The 18812-nt window shown below is 69.3% G+C and carries 17 protein-coding genes and 1 pseudogene; 10 read left to right on the top strand and 8 right to left on the bottom strand.

Features of this window, described 5'->3' with window-relative positions; all coding sequences use genetic code 11:
• Window positions 1–69: 69 nt before the first annotated feature.
• From AC069H_RS02745 to AC069H_RS02720, 6 genes are all read left to right on the top strand, one after another.
• Complete coding sequence (locus AC069H_RS02745) at window positions 70–1179, top strand: hypothetical protein (RefSeq protein ID WP_478223826.1); 1110 nt, start codon at window positions 70–72, stop codon at window positions 1177–1179.
• Window positions 1180–1325: 146 nt separating this feature from the next.
• Entirely contained in the window at window positions 1326–2591 is a 1266-nt protein-coding gene (locus AC069H_RS02740) for a flagellar basal body-associated FliL family protein (protein WP_478223827.1), read from the top strand.
• 9 nt (window positions 2592–2600) lie between these two features.
• Window positions 2601–3938, top strand: coding sequence for an rRNA adenine N-6-methyltransferase family protein (locus AC069H_RS02735; protein ID WP_478223828.1), 1338 nt, complete (start codon window positions 2601–2603; stop codon window positions 3936–3938).
• Window positions 3935–5857, top strand: a complete 1923-nt coding sequence (locus tag AC069H_RS02730) for a glycosyltransferase family 4 protein (RefSeq protein ID WP_478231132.1) — start codon at window positions 3935–3937, stop codon at window positions 5855–5857. The genes AC069H_RS02735 and AC069H_RS02730 overlap by 4 nt, the downstream gene beginning before the upstream one ends.
• Entirely contained in the window at window positions 5850–6437 is a 588-nt protein-coding gene (locus AC069H_RS02725; protein WP_478231131.1) for a hypothetical protein, read from the top strand. The genes AC069H_RS02730 and AC069H_RS02725 overlap by 8 nt, the downstream gene beginning before the upstream one ends.
• Window positions 6434–8215 (top strand): glycosyltransferase family protein, encoded by a 1782-nt coding sequence (locus tag AC069H_RS02720; protein ID WP_478231130.1) that lies wholly within the window; start codon window positions 6434–6436, stop codon window positions 8213–8215. The genes AC069H_RS02725 and AC069H_RS02720 overlap by 4 nt, the downstream gene beginning before the upstream one ends.
• 303 nt (window positions 8216–8518) lie before the next feature.
• Here AC069H_RS02720 and AC069H_RS02715 read toward each other — a convergent pair whose 3' ends face one another.
• The 5 genes and pseudogenes from AC069H_RS02715 to AC069H_RS02695 all read right to left on the bottom strand — a co-directional run.
• Entirely contained in the window at window positions 8519–9250 is a 732-nt protein-coding gene (locus AC069H_RS02715) for a Crp/Fnr family transcriptional regulator (protein ID WP_478223832.1), read from the bottom strand.
• 634 nt (window positions 9251–9884) lie between these two features.
• A complete protein-coding gene (locus AC069H_RS02710; RefSeq protein ID WP_478231129.1) occupies window positions 9885–10553 on the bottom strand; it encodes a response regulator in 669 nt (222 codons plus the stop codon).
• A complete protein-coding gene (locus AC069H_RS02705) occupies window positions 10550–11674 on the bottom strand; it encodes a sensor histidine kinase (RefSeq protein WP_478231128.1) in 1125 nt (374 codons plus the stop codon). The genes AC069H_RS02710 and AC069H_RS02705 overlap by 4 nt, the downstream gene beginning before the upstream one ends.
• A gap of 58 nt (window positions 11675–11732) precedes the next feature.
• Window positions 11733–12581 carry a hypothetical protein gene (locus AC069H_RS02700; protein ID WP_478231127.1) on the bottom strand — a complete coding sequence of 283 codons (849 nt, stop codon included), beginning with the start codon at window positions 12579–12581 and terminating at the stop codon, window positions 11733–11735.
• Between the two features lie 64 nt (window positions 12582–12645).
• Window positions 12646–12915, bottom strand: a pseudogene (locus tag AC069H_RS02695) (MmyB family transcriptional regulator); the annotation flags it as partial.
• Here AC069H_RS02695 and AC069H_RS02690 point away from each other — a divergent pair.
• The 3 genes from AC069H_RS02690 to AC069H_RS02680 are packed head-to-tail and all read left to right on the top strand — an operon-like array spanning window position 12895 to window position 14679.
• Window positions 12895–13230 (top strand): hypothetical protein, encoded by a 336-nt coding sequence (locus AC069H_RS02690; RefSeq protein ID WP_478231126.1) that lies wholly within the window; start codon window positions 12895–12897, stop codon window positions 13228–13230. The pseudogene AC069H_RS02695 and the gene AC069H_RS02690 overlap by 21 nt on opposite strands.
• Window positions 13231–13283: 53 nt before the next feature.
• A complete protein-coding gene (locus AC069H_RS02685) occupies window positions 13284–13802 on the top strand; it encodes an RNA polymerase sigma factor (RefSeq protein ID WP_478231125.1) in 519 nt (172 codons plus the stop codon).
• The gene (locus AC069H_RS02680) at window positions 13795–14679 is read left to right on the top strand and encodes a VOC family protein (protein WP_478223839.1); all 885 of its coding nucleotides are present in this window, start codon (window positions 13795–13797) and stop codon (window positions 14677–14679) included. Before AC069H_RS02685 ends, AC069H_RS02680 begins: the two co-directional genes overlap by 8 nt.
• 58 nt (window positions 14680–14737) lie before the next feature.
• On the opposite strand, the gene AC069H_RS02675 is transcribed toward AC069H_RS02680, so the two are convergent.
• The 3 genes from AC069H_RS02675 to AC069H_RS02665 form a co-directional block, all read right to left on the bottom strand.
• A complete protein-coding gene (locus tag AC069H_RS02675) occupies window positions 14738–16501 on the bottom strand; it encodes a gamma-glutamyltransferase family protein (RefSeq protein WP_478223840.1) in 1764 nt (587 codons plus the stop codon).
• Window positions 16502–16533: 32 nt separating this feature from the next.
• Window positions 16534–16755, bottom strand: coding sequence for a hypothetical protein (locus tag AC069H_RS02670; RefSeq protein ID WP_478231124.1), 222 nt, complete (start codon window positions 16753–16755; stop codon window positions 16534–16536).
• A 123-nt stretch (window positions 16756–16878) separates the two neighbouring features.
• Window positions 16879–18072, bottom strand: coding sequence for an FAD-dependent monooxygenase (locus AC069H_RS02665; protein ID WP_478231123.1), 1194 nt, complete (start codon window positions 18070–18072; stop codon window positions 16879–16881).
• Between the two features lie 111 nt (window positions 18073–18183).
• Between AC069H_RS02665 and AC069H_RS02660 the strand changes: the two genes are divergently transcribed.
• On the top strand, window positions 18184–18762 hold the full coding sequence (locus AC069H_RS02660; RefSeq protein ID WP_478231122.1) for a TetR/AcrR family transcriptional regulator: 579 nt from the start codon (window positions 18184–18186) through the stop codon (window positions 18760–18762).
• Window positions 18763–18812: the final 50 nt, after the last annotated feature.

The following is an 18812-nucleotide window of genomic DNA, read 5'->3' as shown; positions in this document are numbered from 1 at the left end:
AAGACCAATATCAACCACCCGTCCGGGTCATGCGACACTGGCTGCCCACACCCGGCGGCAGGGGGCTATATGAGCTGGCAGGACGAGCTTCGGCAGCTGGATGTCGAGCTGGCCTCAGGCCGTATCGGGCACACCGAACACCGCAAGCGGCGCGACGAGCTCCTCGCGGAGGCGTCGGGGGGTGCGATGCCGTCGCCGGTCGCCTCGCCGTTGCGTCATCCGGCCGGACCGTGGCACAGCACCAACCCCGCCGTCCGCCCGGCGGAACCGCGGACCGTCCCAGCCCCTTTTCCAGAATCGGCGGCCGAGCCGCCGTCTCCGCCGAAGCGGGAAATCCCCCGGATCGCGCACCACAAGACCACGGCGCCTTCGCCCGCCGACATCAATCCGACGGTCTATCTCCGCGCGGAACCGCCGCAGCAGCTCCGGCGCGGCCCCGCCACCGTCGAGCAGGGCCTGCCGCTCCCGCCGCTGACGCAGGAGCCAGGCCCCCGCCACAGTGCTCCCACCGACGATTACGCCGTCGTCGGCAAGAAGAAGCCGACGTGGCTCTTCCTCGGCGCCGGAGTGCTCCTCGTGCTGGCACTGATCATCGGCGGGACCCTGTGGCTCGGCTCGTCGTCTTCGAACACCGCCGCGTCACCGCCCGAAACCGCCCAGCCGCCGGGCGGGCTGTCCGGGCTCGCACCGAGTGAACGACCGGACAGCGCGCAGACGCCGCTGGAGGACCGGCTCCCCGCGTTGCCGGGAACGCCGTCCAAGGACAACTCCACGATGTCGGTCGCCAAAGGCGCCGAGCTGAAGCTCTATTCCCAGGCGGCGGCCGAATTCCTGCGGACCAAAGGGGTCACGTCGGTGACCTACAAGGGGTCTTCCGAAGGCGTGAACGGCTATCTCGTCCTGGTGATCCCCGCGAACGACGCGAAGGACGCGGACGCGATCGTCAAGTACTTCCGGCAGAACTCGATCAACGCCGGAATGCGCGAACAGCGCGTCGGTGATCAGCTCGCGCTCGTCGGCGCCAACAAGAACGGCCAGCTCAGCGGTCTCGGGTACACGTCCGGGACGATGGCCGTGACGGCGTGGGTGTCCCAGCCGCTCGGCGGCGATTCGAAGGCGCTCGACGAGCGTCTGGCGAAGACGGCCACCGCGCTGGGGGACGTGCTCCCGGCGGGCTGAATCGCCCAGATCGCGGGCAGATCACGATTCGACCCGCGAGAACACCATGGTGCCCGGCAGTGCAGAATGTGCGAGGTCACCGCTGTGGTGACAACGCGACGACCGGGCGCTCTCCGCGAGCCCGGCCATCAACGAAAAGGGGGCTGGTGGTGTCCTGGCAGGAAGAGCTGCGGAATCTGGACGAGGAGCTCGCATCCGGCCGCCTCTCGGCGGACGACTACCGCATCCGCCGCGACCAGGTGCTGTCCTCGGCCGTGGCCTATGGCGACGCGCCACAGCAGCCCGGCACCCCGCAGCCGCCCGCCGGGCCGCAGGGTCAGCCTCAGCAGCAGCCCGGCCAGCCCTCGGCCGATTCGACACAGATCATCGCGCCGGTGAACCAGCCGCAGGGTGACGGCGCCGAGCGCACGCAGGTCGTCCCGGCCTGGCAGCAACAGCAGGCCCAGCAGCCCGCCGACCCGAACCGCACCCAGGTGGTCCCTCCGGTGGCTTCACCCCCCGGTGGCTTCCCCCAGCAGGGTCAGCCGTCGCCCGCGGGTGGCTTCCCCCAGCAACACGGCTACCAGCAGCAGCCGCAGCAGGGCTGGAACGCGCCCGAAGCGGACGCCGCACCGCCTTGGGGCGGCTCGGACTTCCCGCCGATCTCGCCGGTCGGCAGCACGGAATGGGTCAAGCAGGGCCCCGAACTCTTCGACGACAAGCCCCGCGGCAAGGGCGGGAAGATCGCCGTCATCGCGATCGTCGCCGTACTCGTGCTGGGCGGTCTCGGCGTCGGCGGATACTTCCTCTTCTCCGGCGATGGTGACCCGCAGGCGACCGACCCGAACACGCCTCCCCAGAGCCAGTCGCAGGCTCCGCCGCCTTCGTCCACGAAGGTGCTCACTCCCCAGGAGAAACTGCTGGAGAGGATCCCCGAGCAGTCGGGGACCCCGGACCCCAAGAGCGGCGTGATCAAGGTCGGCGAAGCCGCGTCGATCACCGGGATGGAGCAGGGCGAGATCGACCTCGTCACGGCCGAAGGGGTCAAGGAGGTCATCTACCGGGGCTCGGAGAAGCAGCCGGACGAGACCGGGCCGCAGAAGGCCAAGATCTCGATCACGATCATCCCGATGAACAACCCCGGTGGCGCGCAGGACCTGGTGAGCAAGCTCCGGCAGTACCAGACCAGCCACGGGTTCGTGCACATCACCGACACCGTGCTGCCCGGCATCCCGACCAAGGTGAACTTCCACAAGAAGGTCGAGGGCGACAGCGGCGACTACCGCGGCACCTGGGTCTCCGGCAACAACATCATCCGGGTGGACGTCGTCCAGAACCCGCTCGGCGGCGGTCCTGGCGAGGCTGCCTTGAGCGGCACCTACCAGCGTGCGGTGAAGCAGGGCCTGCTGGAAAACTTCCCCGCCACGAACTGAGTGGGGCAGATGGGGGTCGGCAGGCTGCTCTCGACGGTCCTTTCGCTCGCCGAGGACCTGGATTCCCTCAGCGACGAGCTGCACTTCGCCGGCCAGGACCTCGCCTGCCACGCGCCGCTCGACCACGGTGCGGCGAACGTGCTCCGGGCACTCACCCTGCCCGGGAACGCCAGGGTGCTCGAAATCGGCGCCGGTCTCGGGGCGCTGACGAGGTACCTCGGCGAGCGGGCCGAGGTCGTGCACGCGATCGAACCGGACGAGGACTGCGCGGAAGCGGTCCGGTCGCGGACCGGTGAACTGGGCACGGTCGAGGTCTTCACCGTCGATCCGGCGAGGTTTTCGAGCGATGTCGAGTACGACGTGGTGCTCGTCGCCCAGCCGTATGCGACCAGAGGCCTGCTCGATTCCGTCCGCCGACGGCTGCCGCCGCACGGCGCCGTGGTGGTGACGACGCGCTCGCGCGCGGTCGTGGGCACGCTCGCGGCCGCCGGGCTGGACGTCGTCCAGGAGCTCCTCTGCTCGCCAGGACACGAGATCGCCCGATCGGTGCGGTCGGCGCGGCTCGACGCCGAAACGCCACGGCTGGCCGCGGCGATCGTGGACGAGCCCGCCAGTGGTCTGCTGCTCCTGGCCGGTCCCGGCGCGGACGCGCTGTGGCCGCCGGACCGGCTCGCGACCTACTTCAACACCACCGACCGCGCCGCGTTCGCCTGCACCCGGGCCGACGTCGTCCGGACGGCGGACGGGGCCGAGGTACGGCGGGTGCCGCTGCGTCCGCCGACGACCGTCGCCGGGATCTCCGTCGGCCCGTGGACGGATCCGGTGTACGACGCCGCCACGATCCTCGAAGTCCTGCTGGCCGCCCCGGAACGAGCGGGTGACCTCCTGCCCGCCTGGCGCGAACTGCTGCGGACCGAGGCGGAACGGGGCGTGCGGGCGCTGTGGGATCTCGTACCGCACAACGTCGTCGTCGACGGCGAAGACCTCCGCCCGATCGACCTCGAATGGCGGCACACCGGCGCGGGCGTCGCCGAGGTGACCGAACGCGGAGTGCTGGTGCTGGCCGACAAACTCGCCTCGGCGGGCTGGCGCGGAGCGGCCGACGGCGGGACCACGCGTGAGCTGGCAGGCTGGCTCGGCGTGCTCGTGGGACTCGATCCCTCCTTTGTGGACAGTGCGGTCGAGCGCGAGATCGACTTCGCCACGATCGGGTCGTGCGGCGCCGCGCACGGCACCGCCGAGATCCGCGCGGCGATCTCGGACATCTGGCACGCGCGGCTGGAGAGAACGATCCACGCCGCCGGGTACGGTCGCCTCAGCGACGAGAACAAGGAAGCGAAGCCATGACGAGCCTCTACACCGCCGGCATCGTGACCCCGGGCCGGCCGGTCGGGCATCGATACGAGCTCCGCGGCTGGACCACCGGCGTCGGCGGCGCCGGCGAGATGTCCGTGAGCTTCGGCAGGGTGTCCACGACCGTCGTCCCGGACGACTGCCCGGACGCCCCCGAAGGCGCGTTCGGCTGGCGGGCGGTGCCGCACGGATGGCTTCCCGTCGGGCGGCACGATGTGGTCGTCTACGGCCCCGGCCAGCGTGTTCTGTCCACGGCGACCGTCCACATCGGAACGCTGCCCGGTGAGGAACCGTTGTGGATCGGTGAGATCACCACGCCGCCCTCGGGTCAGGTCACCGACGCCCAAGTCGTGTACGTGTCCGGCTGGGCGCTGCTGCAAGGGCGGGCGCCGAGCTTGATCGAAGTACAGGTCGAAGGCGGCGGCACCGTGCGCGCCCGCACCCGCCTTCCCCGCGAGGACGTGCACCCGGTGCTGCCCGGTTTCGTGGACGCCGAGGTGAGCGGGTTCGAGGCGTGGGTCCCGGTCGACCTGCCCGAGGGCACCGAGCGGACGCTGTCGCTCCGGGTCCGGTTCCGCACCGAAGGGATCGGCGAACACGTCTCCCCTCGCCACACCTTCACGCTTCGGCACGCCGAAGCGGACCCTGACGAAGCCGCGCTCGCCGACGAACTGACCGCGGAAACCGCTCGCGTACTGGCCAGGACCACGGTGCCGTCGGATCCACGGCACGCACTGATCTTCACGCACAGCCTCGCCGTCGGCGGCGGGCAGCTGTGGCTGCAGGAACTGCTCGGCAGGCTCGTCCGCGACCATGGCTGGCGAGTCGACCTGGTGACCGCGGTGGACGGCCCGCTGCGGGCGGAATGCCGCGAACTCGGTGTGCCGGTGCACGTCACGACGCACTACCGCACGTCTTCGGTCCCCGAGTACGAAGGGCACGTCGCCGAGCTGGCCCGGTTCGCCAAGCTGTCCGGAGCGGGCGTCGCGCTGGTCAACACCCTCGGCGGTTTCCCCGCCGCGGACGCGGCCAAACGCGCCGGGCTCCCGACCGCGTGGGTGATCCACGAGAGTTTCTCCTTGCCCACCTTCGCTTTTCACAACTGGGGCCCGAACAAACCGCCGTCCGCGGTTCGGCGGCGCTGGGAGTCCACCCTCGCCGAGACCGACATGCTGCTGTTCGTGGCCGACTCGACGCGGGAGATGTTCCTTCCCTACAGCAAGCCGGAACGGTGCCGGACGGTCCGCTACGGGACTCCTATGTGGACACTGGGTGGGCGGACTCCGGCCGAGACCCGCCGCCGGGCACGCTCGGACCTCGGTTACTCGCCGGACGACGTGGTGCTGGTGAACGTCGGGATCACGGAATCGCGCAAGGGCCAGGCCCCGCTGCTCTCCGCGATGCGCCGGATCCGCCGCGTCCACCCCGAAGTGAAGCTCAGCATCATCGGCCTGCACCCGACCCCGTACGGGCTGGCCATGCGGCGGACGGTCGAGCGGACCGGGCTCGGGAAGGCCGTCGATCTGGTGCCGATCCAGCCGGATCCGATGCGCTGGCTCCACGCGGCCGACCTCTTCGTCAACAATTCGGACGTCGAATCGCTGCCGCGGTCGATCCTCGAAGCCGTCAGCTGCGGGGTCCCGGTCGCGGCGACCGACGTGTTCGGCGCCAGGGAAATGCTCGTGGACGGGGAATCCGGCTGGCTGTTCGAAACCAACGACGTCGACGCCTTGACGGCGACGTTGCTCCGGGCGCTCGGCACACCTCCTGCCCGGCGACGCGAAATGGCGGAAGCCGCGTACGAGAAGCTCCTGCCGTGGCTCGATCCGGCGGGCTACGCACGCGAATACTCCGAAATCCTGACCGATCTCGCCCTCAGCGGGCGCCACAGTGCGGGGGGCGACCGTGCCTGACGAAAACTCCGAGTTCACCGGTCTGCCCGGCCGTGTGCAGGCCGAACTGACCCGGCTGCGGGCCGAACGGCAGATGTTCACCGCCGAACAGGACAGATTGAAAGCGAAGCTGACCGGCACGGAGGAGGAACTGCGCGCGGTGAGCGTCGATGTCACGGCGATGAGTTCGCTGCGCGCGGAGCTCGCCGAAATGGAGGAGCGAGCGGCCGCGGTGCAGGAGCGAGCGGCCGCGCAGCGGGAAGAGCTCGACGTCGCGAACGCCAGGACGACGGCGTTGGAGGGCGACGTGCTTTTCGCCAGGCAGCAGCGTGATTCGATGCGCGCCGAGCTCCTGTCGGCCCGCGAAGAGCGCGACAGGCTCCGGCTCGCCTTGCTGGACGCCGAACTCGTGCTGTCCGCGGGGGTCGTCGAGGCGGACATCCTGCCCAGTGGCGAACCGTCCGCCGACCGGCAGCGCATGCTGACCGCGGAACGGGTGGCCGCCGAGATGGCGAACGAGCTCGACGCGACGCGACGGACGGTCAGCTGGCGGGTCACCGCGCCACTGCGGCTGGTGCGCAGGAGGATGAACCGGCCGTGACCGATCTCTGTTTCGTGTCCGCCGAGGGTGGCTCGTCCTTCATGGAGGAACTGCTCGAAGTGGTCGCCGACGCGGTGCGTACGGCGGGCGGGCGGGCTCGGACCGCCGTCGGCAAGTACCCCGAGGCGGGGCCGGACACCGTCTACGTGGTCGTCCCGCACGAGTACTTCGTCATCTGCCCGGACACCGACTTCCCCGACGCCGAACAGGTCCGGCGGACCATCGGGTTCTGTGTGGAGCATCCCGGCACATCGACGTTCGAACGCACCGTGTCGCTCGTCCGCGCGCTGGGCGCCGCGGTCGACATCCACGTCGACGCCACCGTGGAACTGCGACGGCGCGGGGTGAAGGTCGAGCATTTCCAGCTCGGCTACACCCCGCTGTGGGATCTGTGGGGCGGCGACCTCGACAGCCCTCGCGACCTCGACGTGACGTACCTGGGCACGGCCGAACGCCGCCGGTCGGCACTGCTCGGCTCGTACGCACGGGACCTCGAAGGCCTGCGGACGCGGCTGCTGACCCCGCCGCACGAGCCGATGACCGCCGCCCGCGTCGACTTCCTGCCCGGCAAGGCGAAGTTCGAGCATCTCGCGCGGTCGCGGTTCCTGCTGAACCTGCACCGGGAGCAGAAGCAGACGCTGGAGTGGGTCCGCACGCTCGAAGCGATGACCAACGGCTGTGTCGTGATCAGCGAGACCTCGGCCGACATCGAGCCCCTGGTCCCCGGCGAACACCTGGTGATCGCGCGAGCGGAGTCGCTGGGCACCGTCGCGGCGGCGCTGGCCGCCGAACCCGGACGTGAACGACGGCTCCGGGCCGCGGCGTACGAATTCGTGCGTTCCCTCGACATGGGGCCGTCGGCCCGGATGCTGATCGACGTGGCTTCGTCGCTCGCCCGCGGGGTCACCGCGGCGCCGGTGACGGACCTCGCCTCGATGCGGCGGTTCGCGTCGACCCTGCGCAGCCCGGCGAACGCGCTCGCGGTCGACACCGCGCCGTTCGATGCGCGCTTCGCCGGGGACCGCTCGGTGCAAGGCGCCGCCTCGCCCGAAGGCCTGGTGGCTTCGGCGCAGATCATCCGGCAGGTCGAGGTCGCGCGACGGGTCGCCACACCACGCTGGGAACCCGCGGCGGCTTCCTTGCCTGCCACCGCCGACGTGGACGTGCTGATCGTGCGACGGACCGGCGAAGCCGATCCGGACGAACTCGTGAACGACCTGCTCACCGCCAGCGTGACGCCGAAGCAGGTGCTCGTCGGTGAGGACGGCGTGCACCCGTGGCCGCGCCCGCGCCCGTACGACGTCCTGCTGCACGACGCTCCGCTCGGCCGGGGGCTCACCCGGAACTCCCTGCTGGAGCGATCGACGGCGTCGTGGCTGCTGGTGCTCGACGGCGGGACGCGTGCTTCGGAGTTCCTCCTGGAGCGGCTGCTGGCCGCTTCGGAAAGCGCCGACGTCGTGCACTGCCCGATCGCGGATCCAGTGGAAGGCCTGGTCGGCGCGCTGCCGCCGGAGGAGCGGCGCCTGCGGACGCTGCCGTACCTGGGCAGCGGCTATCTGGTGCGGCGGTCGCTCGTCGACGACTTCGGCGGGTGGACCACCGAGGTGCTGTTCGAAGGCCTGGAGGATCACCTGTTCTGGCGGCGAGTGGCCGCGGCGGACCGGCAGGCGGCGCTGGTGCAGCAGGTGCTGTTGCGGCGGCAGCGGCCCGATCCGGACTCACGGCCGATGGACCACGACCCGCATCGGGTGTGGGCGGCGGTCGAAAGCGCTCTGTAGGTGCCTCCCGTGCAATGAACGGGGGTGGGCGCGGCGTTAGCCCGAAAGTGTGAGTTGGGCCGTGTCGATGAACGTCCTCCCCCGCTGATGCGCCTTATGGGCAGAGCATCGGTGAGTCCGGATGCCGGCCGAGAGGAGCCGCCATGGCCTGGGAGATCGCCCTGGTCGCCGCGCTGGCCGTCGTGTTCGTCATACGGCTCGCGCTTCAGCTGAAGCGCAGTTGACCCGGTTTTCGCGCACCCCGCGGCGCGGTGAATGAGGGGAACGGGACTTTCCTCGAGGGTCTCACGAGGAAAGTCCCGTTCACCCCATCGCTATCCGTCTCATCCGTAGCTGCGGAATCTTCCGTGGGCCGATGAGGGCGGACGAGACGGCAGGGAAAAGCGGAGGGCCGTCCTCTCGCAGGCGTTCTTTCACGTGGATCGTCTTGTAACCGGTACTCAGGTAGCCCTCGCTCTTCAGTTTCGCCATCTCGGCATTGACCGACGCTGGTGAAGCGCCGATCGCAGAGGCTATGTCCGTATGGTTCAGTCCCACGTCGATGACGACGCCCGCATCGCCGGGAACCCCGTAGAGCGCCTGCAACCTGGTCAGGAACGCGGTCAGGCGGCTCCGGACCTTGGCCGTCGCGAAACCCTGCGCGACGTTCCGCAGCCGCAACCGGACGGCCATGTCCACCGCGATCAGGGCCATCACCCGATCGTCGTCGAGGAAGCCGTGGAAGGCGTTCCGCGGGATCTCCAGGGCACGAACCGGTTTCGTGGCCACGTACGAGAGATGACTCGGCCGTCTGGCCAGGCAGTCCTCGACGCCGAGCACGTCACCGGCACCGAGCAGGTCCACGATCGTCGGCGGCGTGTCGCTCTGGGCCGCACGCAGCGCCTTGACGAAGCCGGATCGCAGGATCAGCACCGGTGGCGCCGGATCGCCTTGATGGAGCAGTGCCGAGCCCGCCGTGTGGTCCACGTGCCTGCCGAGGTCGAGCAGCCGCTGCCGCTGCCGTTCGGTGACCGCGGCCAGGAAATCCCCGCCCATCAGCCGACCACCGCCGCGAACGCACAGAGGATCGCGGCGAAGACGATGTAGGCGAGAACGACGACGCCTGCGGTGACCACCAGAAGCGGGTCAGGTGTCTTTGTCGTCAATAGTGACTCCCCGTGAGAGAAAAAGTGAATCGAATTCTGGACCCGGCCGAGTGAGAATCGCGTCGGGTAGGTGACATCCCCCTTGCCGTTCAGCCGGAGACTAATGCTCAGCGCCATTGCGACAAAGCAACACAGTGGGAGCCGATCCCGTCCAGGGAGCGATTTCGCGACGGAAAGTGACCGTCATTCCGCGCGACGGCCGAAGAAAAAATCACCCACCGTACACGGATTTGAGCGGCAGCCTCACGCGATACTTCTATACTCGTCAGGAAATCAGGGCTTGCCGTACGTGCGTATTGTTTTCGCGTCGTCGTCTCGGGTAGACCCGTCGCTTCCCCTCGCCCCTGGTGGAGACGGAGATGAGGCCGAATCACCAAGAGTGCACGTGCAGATGCACGTCCTGTCCGAAGCTCGATGGCAAGCCAGCGAGACGCGGAATTAACGGAGCGTCAGCGTTGGGCCACTCTTGATGACTCCACGTGACCGTCCGAGTTTTCCGGCAAAGTCAGCATTTTGGGGGAACCTCAACCCCGGCGAGGGCTGACCAGGCCGGACTCGTACGCCAGCACCACCAGCTGCGCCCGATCCCGCGCCCCGATCTTGATCATGATGCGGCTGACGTGCGTGCGCGCGGTCGCCGTCGAGATCACCAGATGCGCGGCGATCTCGTCGTTCGACATACCGCCGGCGACCAGGCCGAGGACCTCGCGTTCGCGATCGGTGATCTCGCGGACGGCGTTCACGTCGATGCGGCGGTTCTCCGGCCGGTCGACGAACTCCGCGATCAGCCGCCTGGTCACGGTCGGCGCCAGCAGGGCCTCGCCCGCGGCGACCACCTTCAGCGCCCGCAGCAACTCCACCGGATCGGTGTCCTTCAGCAGGAACCCGCTCGCGCCGGCGCGCAACGCCTCGTAGACGTACTCGTCGACGTCGAACGTGGTCAGGACCAGGACCTTCACCCCGGCCAGCTCGGGATTCGCGGTGATCCGCCGCGTCGCTTCGAGCCCGTCGACGCCGGGCATCCGGACGTCCATCACGACGATGTCCGGGTTGTGGTCGACGGCGGCCGCGACGGCCTGCTCGCCATCCCCCGCCTCGGCGCAGACCTCGAACCCGTCCTCGGTCTCCAGCAAAACCCGGAAACCGGCGCGGACCAGCACCTGGTCGTCGGCGAGAACCACCCGGATCGTCATCGTTCCCCCTCGATGGGCAGGTCCGCGCGGACCTGGAATCCGCCGTCCACCACGGACGTCGTGAGCGCGCCGCCCAGCGCGGCCGCCCGTTCGGACATCCCGCGCAGGCCGTGACCGGGCGTGGGATCGACGGCGCCACGGCCATCGTCGCGGACGAGCAGCGTCAGCGCACCGGTTTTCCGTTCGAATCTGACGTCGACACCCCGCGCCTGATGCGCGTGGCGGACCACGTTCGTCAGCGATTCCTGCAGGATCCGGTACGCGGCGCCGTCGACGGGCGCGGGCAGTTCTCCCGGCGCACCGTCGACGCGGACCTCCAGCCCGGCGGCGCGGGCGTGCTCGAACAGCTCGTCGGCCTGGGCGAGGCTCGGCGCGGGCGCCTTGTCCTCGCCGGAACGCAGCACGGCCAACGTGGCGCGAAGGTCCTTCAGCGCCGAAGCGCTCGCCTCCTTGATGTTCAGCAACGCCTCTTTCGCCTGTTCAGGCCGCCGGTCGGCGACGTGCGCGGCGACCCCGGCCTGGACGTTGATCATCGCGAGACTGTGCGCGACGACGTCGTGCACCTCGCGGGCGATGGTGAGCCGCTCCTGCTCGGCGATCCGGTGCCGGTGCTCGTCGGCCTGCTCGCGGCGCGCCCTTGCGGCCGCCATCCCGTTGCGCACCGCCGTCCCGACCCCGACGACCGCGATCACCCAGACCAGGCCCAACCCCGTCCGCAGATCGAAGCCGGCGAACCCGTGCCGGACGAACAACGCGATCCCCGACGCCGCCAGGAGCGCTCCGCCGGTGCCGCCGGCGACGACCGGCCCGCGAATCTTGGTGAGCAGGAACAGCGCGATGGTCGGCAGCACGATCGCCGGCCCGCCCGGGTTGCCGGACGCGTAGTAGCCGAGCGTCAGCGCGGAGGTGAGCAGGAAGATCGTCATCGGGAAGCGGTGGACGATCAGCAGCGGTACCGCGATGGCGACCAGCCACAGCACGCCGGACGTGGTCAGCTGCGGCGAGTCCGGCTGCCAGCGTGAGGCGCCGCTCGTGGCACCGAGGACGAACCCCAGCGGAAGCACCACGCGCAGCACGCGGCCCACCCAGGGGCTCCACGGATACCGTTCTTTCAGCAGCACAGAGCGAAAGCTACCCGGGGCGGAGACGGATCGCGTCCGTTGAAAAGCGGCTTCCCGGCTACGCCGCCCGCGGTAGACGCCGCAGGACCGAGATCATCATCAGCACGCCGCCGATCACCTGGACGGCCAGCACCGTCACACGCCCGGTGGATCCCATGGTGAACGCGCTGAACAAGGCCCACGCCCCCGTGCCGGCCATCGCCCCGGCGCCGGTCCACACCAGCACCAGCCGCGGCCAGAACCGTCCTCGCGACACGTTCGCCAGCGCGATCGCGGCGAGGACGCCGAGCACCGCGATCACGACGTCCTGGCCGCGGGCCGCGATACCGCCGGTCCCGAACGCCCAGATCGTGTGGCCGATCGCCGTGACGAGCGCGGCGACGATGCCGAGCAGGCCCGCCACACCGATCGTGCCCGGCTTCACGGTGCCGGTGAGGACGAACCACCAGCGATCGCGGGCGTAGAGCACGAACGCGGTCAGCAGCAGGATGCCCTGCCAGGCGAAGCCGCCGTAGACGACGGCCCAGACCCAGTTCTCCAGCGGCATTTCGGTCAGGTGCGCCGTGGACAGGTCGGCGACGATCACCGGGACGTTCAGCACGATCGGCGCGAGCAGCCCGGTGCCGATCCAGATCGGGAACAGGACCAGCGGCGCGGGGATCCGGCGGCCCCAGGAGTAGGTGAACGCCAGCGCGAGGATCACCGCGACGACGTCCATCCCGCCGGTGACCAGGTTCGCGAACATCATCAGGTCGGAGTCCACAAAGGACGGATCACGCAGGCCGAGGCTGCCGCCGGTGACCCAGGACGCCTTGAGGGTCAGGTACGGGAGCGTGCCCAGGATCGCGGCGTAGCAGACGATCAGGCGAGCACTGGAGATCTTGGGGGGAGCCATCGCTACGGTCATGCTCACCAGCGTCGGCGTTCGCGCCGCGGAAAGGCTCCCTCGCGAGCCTCGTCCGCCTCCCCCTTCAGAGGGAGCTGGGCAGTTTCGCCGCGGTTTCCTCGTCCGCCGGGGTCGACGTCGCCAGGGAGATCTCGGAACGCCGTCCGAGGTACAGGTACGAGAATTCGAAGCGCAGCAGGCCGACGTCCGGGTGCAGGTAGCGCTTGAGCACGATCCGTTCGGTGGAGACGTCGTGCTCCTTCCACATCCGTTCGAAGAGCTCGGACTCCTGTCGCAGGCGTTTGACCAGGTTCTTCCACGCCGGCTCGGCGATGTGTTCGGCCATCGCGGCGCGGACCTGGGAGTGCTCGATTTCGTGCCGGGGATGCTGCTGTGCGGTCTCGGTCAGGGACTGGCGATGACGACGGTGTTCCGGATCGTCCTGTCGAAGGTGCCGCCGGAGATCTCCGGGGTCGGCAGCGGGATGCTGACGACGTCACAGCAGGCCGCGATGGCGTCGGGCGTGGCGACGCTGGGAACGTTGTTCGCCTCCGCCGGCGCCGGGCCGCTCGGGATGAAGGGCGCGTTCGTGCTGGTCATCGGGATTCAGGCGGTGCTGACGGTCGGGGTGATCACGGTGGCCCGGCGGCTGCCGGATCCACGGGGCTGAGAAAGTTCGAGTTCACCCGTCGGAGTTGTGGCTCCCCGAGCGACGATGGGGATGTGACGGAACCACGGGTGCATCGGGACCCGGCCTTCGCGCTGCTTTCGCTGTACGAGACGGCGTTGCCGGAGGTCTACGGGTACCTGCTGTCCCGGTGCGGTGATCGCACCCTCGCCGAGGAGCTGACGTCCGAGACGTTCCTCGGCGCGGTGAGGGCCTGTCGCAAGGAGTTCGCACCTCCAGTGAGCACCGGGTGGCTGATCGGCGTCGCCCGGCACAAGCTCGCCGATCACTGGCGGCGCAAAGCACGTGAGGAACGCGGGCTGCGGCTCGTCCACGAGGAGGAGTACACCGATCCGTGGGACGAACGGCTGGACGCGCTTCTGGCGCGCGAGGTGCTCGCGTCGCTCGGGGCACATCATCGAGCCGCGTTGACGCTTCGCTACGTCGACGGCCTCCCGGTCCCGGAGGTCGCCGAGCATCTCGAGCGCACGGTGCACGCCACGGAGGCGTTGCTCGTGCGGGCCCGTGCCGCGTTCCGGCGTGCTTACCAGCAGAAGGAGGGTCGCGATGCCTGATCCGTTCGACGCGCTTCGCGCGCCCTCGCAGCCTGTCGAGCCTGACCCGCTCTTCGCCGCCGAACTGCGCGACAACCTTCGTCGCGCCGTCCTGAACGGAGCCGATATGACGGAAACACTCACGACCGATGCCGAAGTCCGCTCTTTGACGCCGTACCTCGTGGTGACGGACGCCCGCGCCGCGCTCGATTTCTATGTCGAGGTGTTCGGGGCACGGCGGCGGTCCGATCCGATCGTGCTGGAGGACGGCCGGGTCGGCCACGCGGAACTGGCCATCGGGGACAGCGTGCTGATGTTCGCGGAGGAATTCCCCGAGCTGGGCATCGTCGTGGCGCCCGCCGGTGGCCCGCTGATCCGGGTCGAGGTCGCGGACGCGCATGCTTCGGCCGCGCGAGCCGTGGAGCTGGGCGGGGAACTGCGACGTCCCGTCGCGGACGAAGGCCACGGGCTGAGCGGGGAGATCAAGGACCCGTACGGCCAGCGGTGGCTCGTCGCGCAGGCTGCGCCTCGGCCCGCTTCGGGCACTACGCCGATCCGGCACGGCGAAGCGGGTTACTTCACTTTCCAGGTGCCCGACGACGAACGCGCGAAGGCGTTCTACGGAGCCGTTCTGGGCTGGCAGTTCTCGCCCGGGCGGGTCGAAGGCGGCTGGGGCGTCGAAGGTTCCGGCCTGCAGGGCGGACTCTGGGGTGGCCCGGGACGGCAGGTGGGCTGGAAACTCATGTACGCCGTCGACGATCTCGCCGCCGCCCTCGACCGTGTCCGCGCCCAAGGCGGCCAGGCAGGCGAAACCGAACAGCAGCCCTACGGCCTGAGCGCCGACTGCGTGGACGACCAGGGCATCGAATTCTGGCTCTGGGAACAGCCGCGCTCCTGACCTCGTGAGTGGCAAGGACGGTTCTAACCGTCCTTGCCACTCACGAGGCTGGAGAGCGTCAGCGGCCGGCGGCGTAGCCCTGCATTCCGCGCGCGTTCGCGGCGGCGCGCAAGACACCACCGGAACGCGACACGGCCGAAAGCCGCCCGAGCGCCCAAGGTCCCGCGTCGACCACGGCGTGCCCGCGCGCGCCGAGAGCGTCTATTGTGGACTGACCGAGCCGCGACTCGACCACCAGCTCCCGCGGCGTCCACGAGCGCGGATAGAACGAACTCGGGAACGCGGTCGTATGCCACGCGGGCGAGTCGATCGACTCCTGCAGGTTCAGCCCGCCGAGCGTGTGCGCCAGCCAGAAACACAGCTGCCACTGGTCCTGCTGGTCGCCGCCGGGGGTCCCGAACGCGAGCACCGGCTCGCCGTCACGCAGGCCCATCGACGGCGAAAGCGTGATCCGCGGCCGCTTCCGAGGTGCCAGCGAGTTCGGCAAACCCTGTTCCAGCCAGAACATCTGCCCACGCGAGTCGAGACAGAAACCGAGTTCCGGGATCGTCGGGCTCGACTGCAACCAGCCACCCGACGGCGTCACCGAGATCATGTTCCCGGCCGCGTCGACGACGTCGATGTGCACGGTGTCGCCGCGAGTCTCGCCCAGCGGCCCGACCGTCGGCTCCCCTGTCGCACCGGAGCCGGATTCCAGTCCGCGCAGCTTTTCGAGGATCGCGGGCAGCCTCGGCGAGGGACCACCGGGCCGGAGTTCGGCGGACGCTTCTTCGGTGATCAACGCGCGGCGGGCGTCCGCGTACTCGCGGGAGATCAGCAACTCGATCGGCACGTCGGGCGAATCCCCGTACCAAGCCTCACGATCCGCGAACGCCAGCTTCGTCGCCTCGACGGCCAAGTGGATCGTGCGTTCCGTCGGAATACCATCCACATAGGACAGTTCGTCGCGCAGCCCGTCCAGCAACCGCGCCTGCTGCAGCAACGCCGGGCCCTGCGTCCAGGCGCCCATCTTCACCAGGCCCCAGTCACCGAAGTCGACCTGCAGCGCGTCCTCGTACGTCGCCTCCCAGCCCGCGATGTCCTCGCCGGTGAGCAGACCGGCGTGATCGCGCCCGGAATCGTCGCGGAAAGCCTTGCGGCTGAACGCTTCGATCGCCTCGGCGACGAAACCTCGCGACCACGCGCGGCGTCCGGCGTCGATCTGTGCCTCCCGGCCACTGACCGACTCGGCCTCGGCGACCAGCCGTTCCCAGGTGTCCGCGAGGGCCGGGTTGCGGTGCAGCCCTTCGGCGGGCTTGCCATCCGGCAACCAGAGCGCCGCCGACGTCGGCCAATGCTCGGTGAAGAGGTCTTGCACCGCGCGGATCGTGTCACCGACCCGGCTGACCAGCGGAATCCCGTTGCGCGCGTACGAGATCGCGTAGCCGAGCACGTCACGCAACGACTTCGTGCCGTGATCCCGCAGGAGCAGCAGCCAGCCGTCCCAGGCGCCCGGGACGGTCGCGGGGAGCAAACCGCTGCCGGGGATCAGGTCGAGCCCGAGGTCCGCGAAGTACTCGGGTGTCGCGGCCGCGGGCGAGACCCCCTGACCCGCGAGAGCACGTGGAGTCCGATCCGCGGCGGTGACGAAGATGCCGGGGACCTGACCCGCCGGGCCGCACAGATGCGGCTCGGCGACCTGCAGGACGAACCCGGCCGCTACCGCCGCGTCGAAGGCGTTGCCGCCGTTTTCGAGCACCGCCATGCCGGTGGCCGAGGCCAGCCAGTGCGTCGATGCCACCATGCCGTGGGTGCCGGCCAGTTCCGGCCTGGTCGTGAACACGAAGCCGATACTACGCTTTGCTAACTACTTTTTCAGTCCCAGAAGTTGAAGAGACCCTCGCCGAGGTTGTCGGGCCGCCAGTACCCGACGTCGTCTTCATCGACCCAAGGCCATGCGGCCAGGTCGAGCGGACCATGCTTCAGGACGGCCAGCAAACCCGGCTCGTCGATGAACCTGAGCGAACCGGATTCCACCGGCGTCGCGGCGATGCCGAGCCCATGCCAGGTCGCGTTCTTGCTCCAGTCCGCGTCCACAGCACGGCGACGGTGCGGTGGGGATAAGCGATGTGGCACTGGTCGAAATTCGGCGCCTAACCGGAGTATCGGAACTCCTTCACGTCGCCTTCCGTCCGCCGGGCAGCCTCGTACCCACCGAAACTATCCCCGCGCGGCGACCGGAGCGTCATAGTTTTCCAGCGTCGCCGAGTTCGCCGCCCGCGACGTGATCCACGTGAACACCTTGGTCATCGGCCGCGAACCCAGCACCCGGTACAGGAAGTTCCGGTAGCCGAGCATGAACCGGGTCTTCGGCGCGAGGAACGTGCCGATCCCGGCGGCCTGCTTCTGCGAGACCTTCACCGGACCGCGCAGTTTCTCTTCGTAGCGCGCGAAAGCGACTTCGTGATCACCCTGCGCGGCGGCGAGTTCCCCGGCCAGGATGTACGCGCCCATCATCGCGAGCCCGGTGCCCGAACCGCCGGGACCCGCGCACCACGCCGCGTCACCGAGCAGCACGACCCGGCCCTGCGACCACTTGCCGAGATGGATCTGGCTGAGTGAATCGAAATACAGCGCGTCGACGTCGCCAAGGCCTTCCAGCAACGTCGGGGTTTCCCAGCCGAAGTCGGCGTAGCGCTCGGTGAGGACCTTCTTCTGTGCCTCGACGTCGCGTCGCCGCACCTCCAGCGACTCCGACGCGAAGACGAGGCTGACATTGAGAGCCGAGCGATCGCGGCCGCCGGCGACCATGACCGTCCGGCCGGGGACGCTGCAGATCTGGCCGAGATGGTCGAGGCCGAGGTGGTTCGGCACGGTGAAGCCCGCGGTGTGGAAGCCGAGGTCGGTGCGGAATCGCTCTTCGTCGCCGAACGTCAGCCGCCGCACGCCCGAGTGCAGCCCGTCCGCGCCGACGACCAGGTCGAATCTGCGCGGCTCGCCGTGGACGAAGCCGACGTCGACGCCGTCCGCGACCTCGTCCAACCCGGTGATCCAGTCGCCGAAGACGTACTCGACGTCGTCTTTCGTGTGGTCGTAGAGGATGCGCGTCAGGTCTGCGCGCTCGATCTCGACTTCGCCGCTGAAGAAGACGGACGGCATCTCGGCGACCTTCTTGCCTCGCGTGTCGACGATGACCTGCGCGCCCATCGCGGTCTCCTTCGCGCGGATGTCTTCAAGGATCCCCATGCGCTTGAGCAGGGTCATCTGCTCGCCGCGGAAGTCGACCGCGCTGCCGCCTTCGCGCAGCGCCGGGGCGCGTTCGACGACGGTCGGCGCGAAACCGCGCTTCCGCAGCCAGAAGGCGAGAGCCGGGCCCGCGATGCCGGCGCCGGAGATCAGAACGGTGGTCGTCATGGCTGCTCCCTGGGTTCGTGGTGATGGGAGCGACCGTACGGCAGATTTGCACGCTTGGTCAATCCATTTGGTTAAACCAAGTGGATAAACCGCGTGGTCTAGGATCCGGACATGGGTAATCGCGAGGACCTGATGGCGGGCGCCATCCAGTGCTTGAAGGAAAAGGGCTGGTCACGCACGACGGTGCGGGACATCGCGACGGCGGCCGGGGTCAGCCACGCGGCGATCGGCTACCACTTCGGATCGCGCGAAGCCCTGCTGCTGACGGCGTTCTCGCAGGCGATGGACGACTGGGGCCGAGAGATCCAGATCGAGATGCGGAGTGCCGTCGACCCCGACGCGTCGCCCTCGGAGCAGTACGCGGCGTCCTGGCGCGCGATGATCGACTCCTACGGGCGCAACCGGCAGCTGTGGATCGCCTCGATCGAGGCGTTCGTGCAGTCCGAGCATCACCCTGAGCTGCGGAAGCAGCTCGCCGCCGCACAGCGCGAAGGCCGCCGGGGAATGGCGGCGGGCATCCTCGGGATCGACGAGGACACCCTCACCGAGGCGGACGAGCGACGGATCGGCGCGGTGGCCACGGCCCTGAACTCGGGCGTGATGCTGCAGCACATGCTCGACCCGGAGAACGGTCCGACGGCCGAGGAGGTCGTGGACGGGCTGCTCAAGCTCGTCTCCCTGGTGCGATGAAAGGCCCCTTCCTTGCAAATTTCGCAAGGAAGGGGCCTTTCATCGCACCC

The organism is Amycolatopsis sp. NPDC043887 (assembly GCF_056435665.1).
Note: the sequence above shows the minus strand (reverse complement) of the source record. Positions and strands in the feature narration are given on the sequence as shown.

What these genes read in the sequence shown, in the direction of transcription:
- AC069H_RS02665 (WP_478231123.1), bottom strand. Translation starts at nt 18,072, where the DNA reads ATGACGACCACCGTTCTGATCTCCGGCGCCGGCATCGCGGGCCCGGCT.
- AC069H_RS02660 (WP_478231122.1), top strand. Translation starts at nt 18,184, where the DNA reads ATGGGTAATCGCGAGGACCTGATGGCGGGCGCCATCCAGTGCTTGAAG.
- AC069H_RS02680 (WP_478223839.1), top strand. Translation starts at nt 13,795, where the DNA reads ATGCCTGATCCGTTCGACGCGCTTCGCGCGCCCTCGCAGCCTGTCGAG.
- AC069H_RS02745 (WP_478223826.1), top strand. Translation starts at nt 70, where the DNA reads ATGAGCTGGCAGGACGAGCTTCGGCAGCTGGATGTCGAGCTGGCCTCA.
- AC069H_RS02735 (WP_478223828.1), top strand. Translation starts at nt 2,601, where the DNA reads ATGGGGGTCGGCAGGCTGCTCTCGACGGTCCTTTCGCTCGCCGAGGAC.
- AC069H_RS02710 (WP_478231129.1), bottom strand. Translation starts at nt 10,553, where the DNA reads ATGACGATCCGGGTGGTTCTCGCCGACGACCAGGTGCTGGTCCGCGCC.
- AC069H_RS02700 (WP_478231127.1), bottom strand. Translation starts at nt 12,581, where the DNA reads ATGACCGTAGCGATGGCTCCCCCCAAGATCTCCAGTGCTCGCCTGATC.
- AC069H_RS02715 (WP_478223832.1), bottom strand. Translation starts at nt 9,250, where the DNA reads ATGGGCGGGGATTTCCTGGCCGCGGTCACCGAACGGCAGCGGCAGCGG.
- AC069H_RS02730 (WP_478231132.1), top strand. Translation starts at nt 3,935, where the DNA reads ATGACGAGCCTCTACACCGCCGGCATCGTGACCCCGGGCCGGCCGGTC.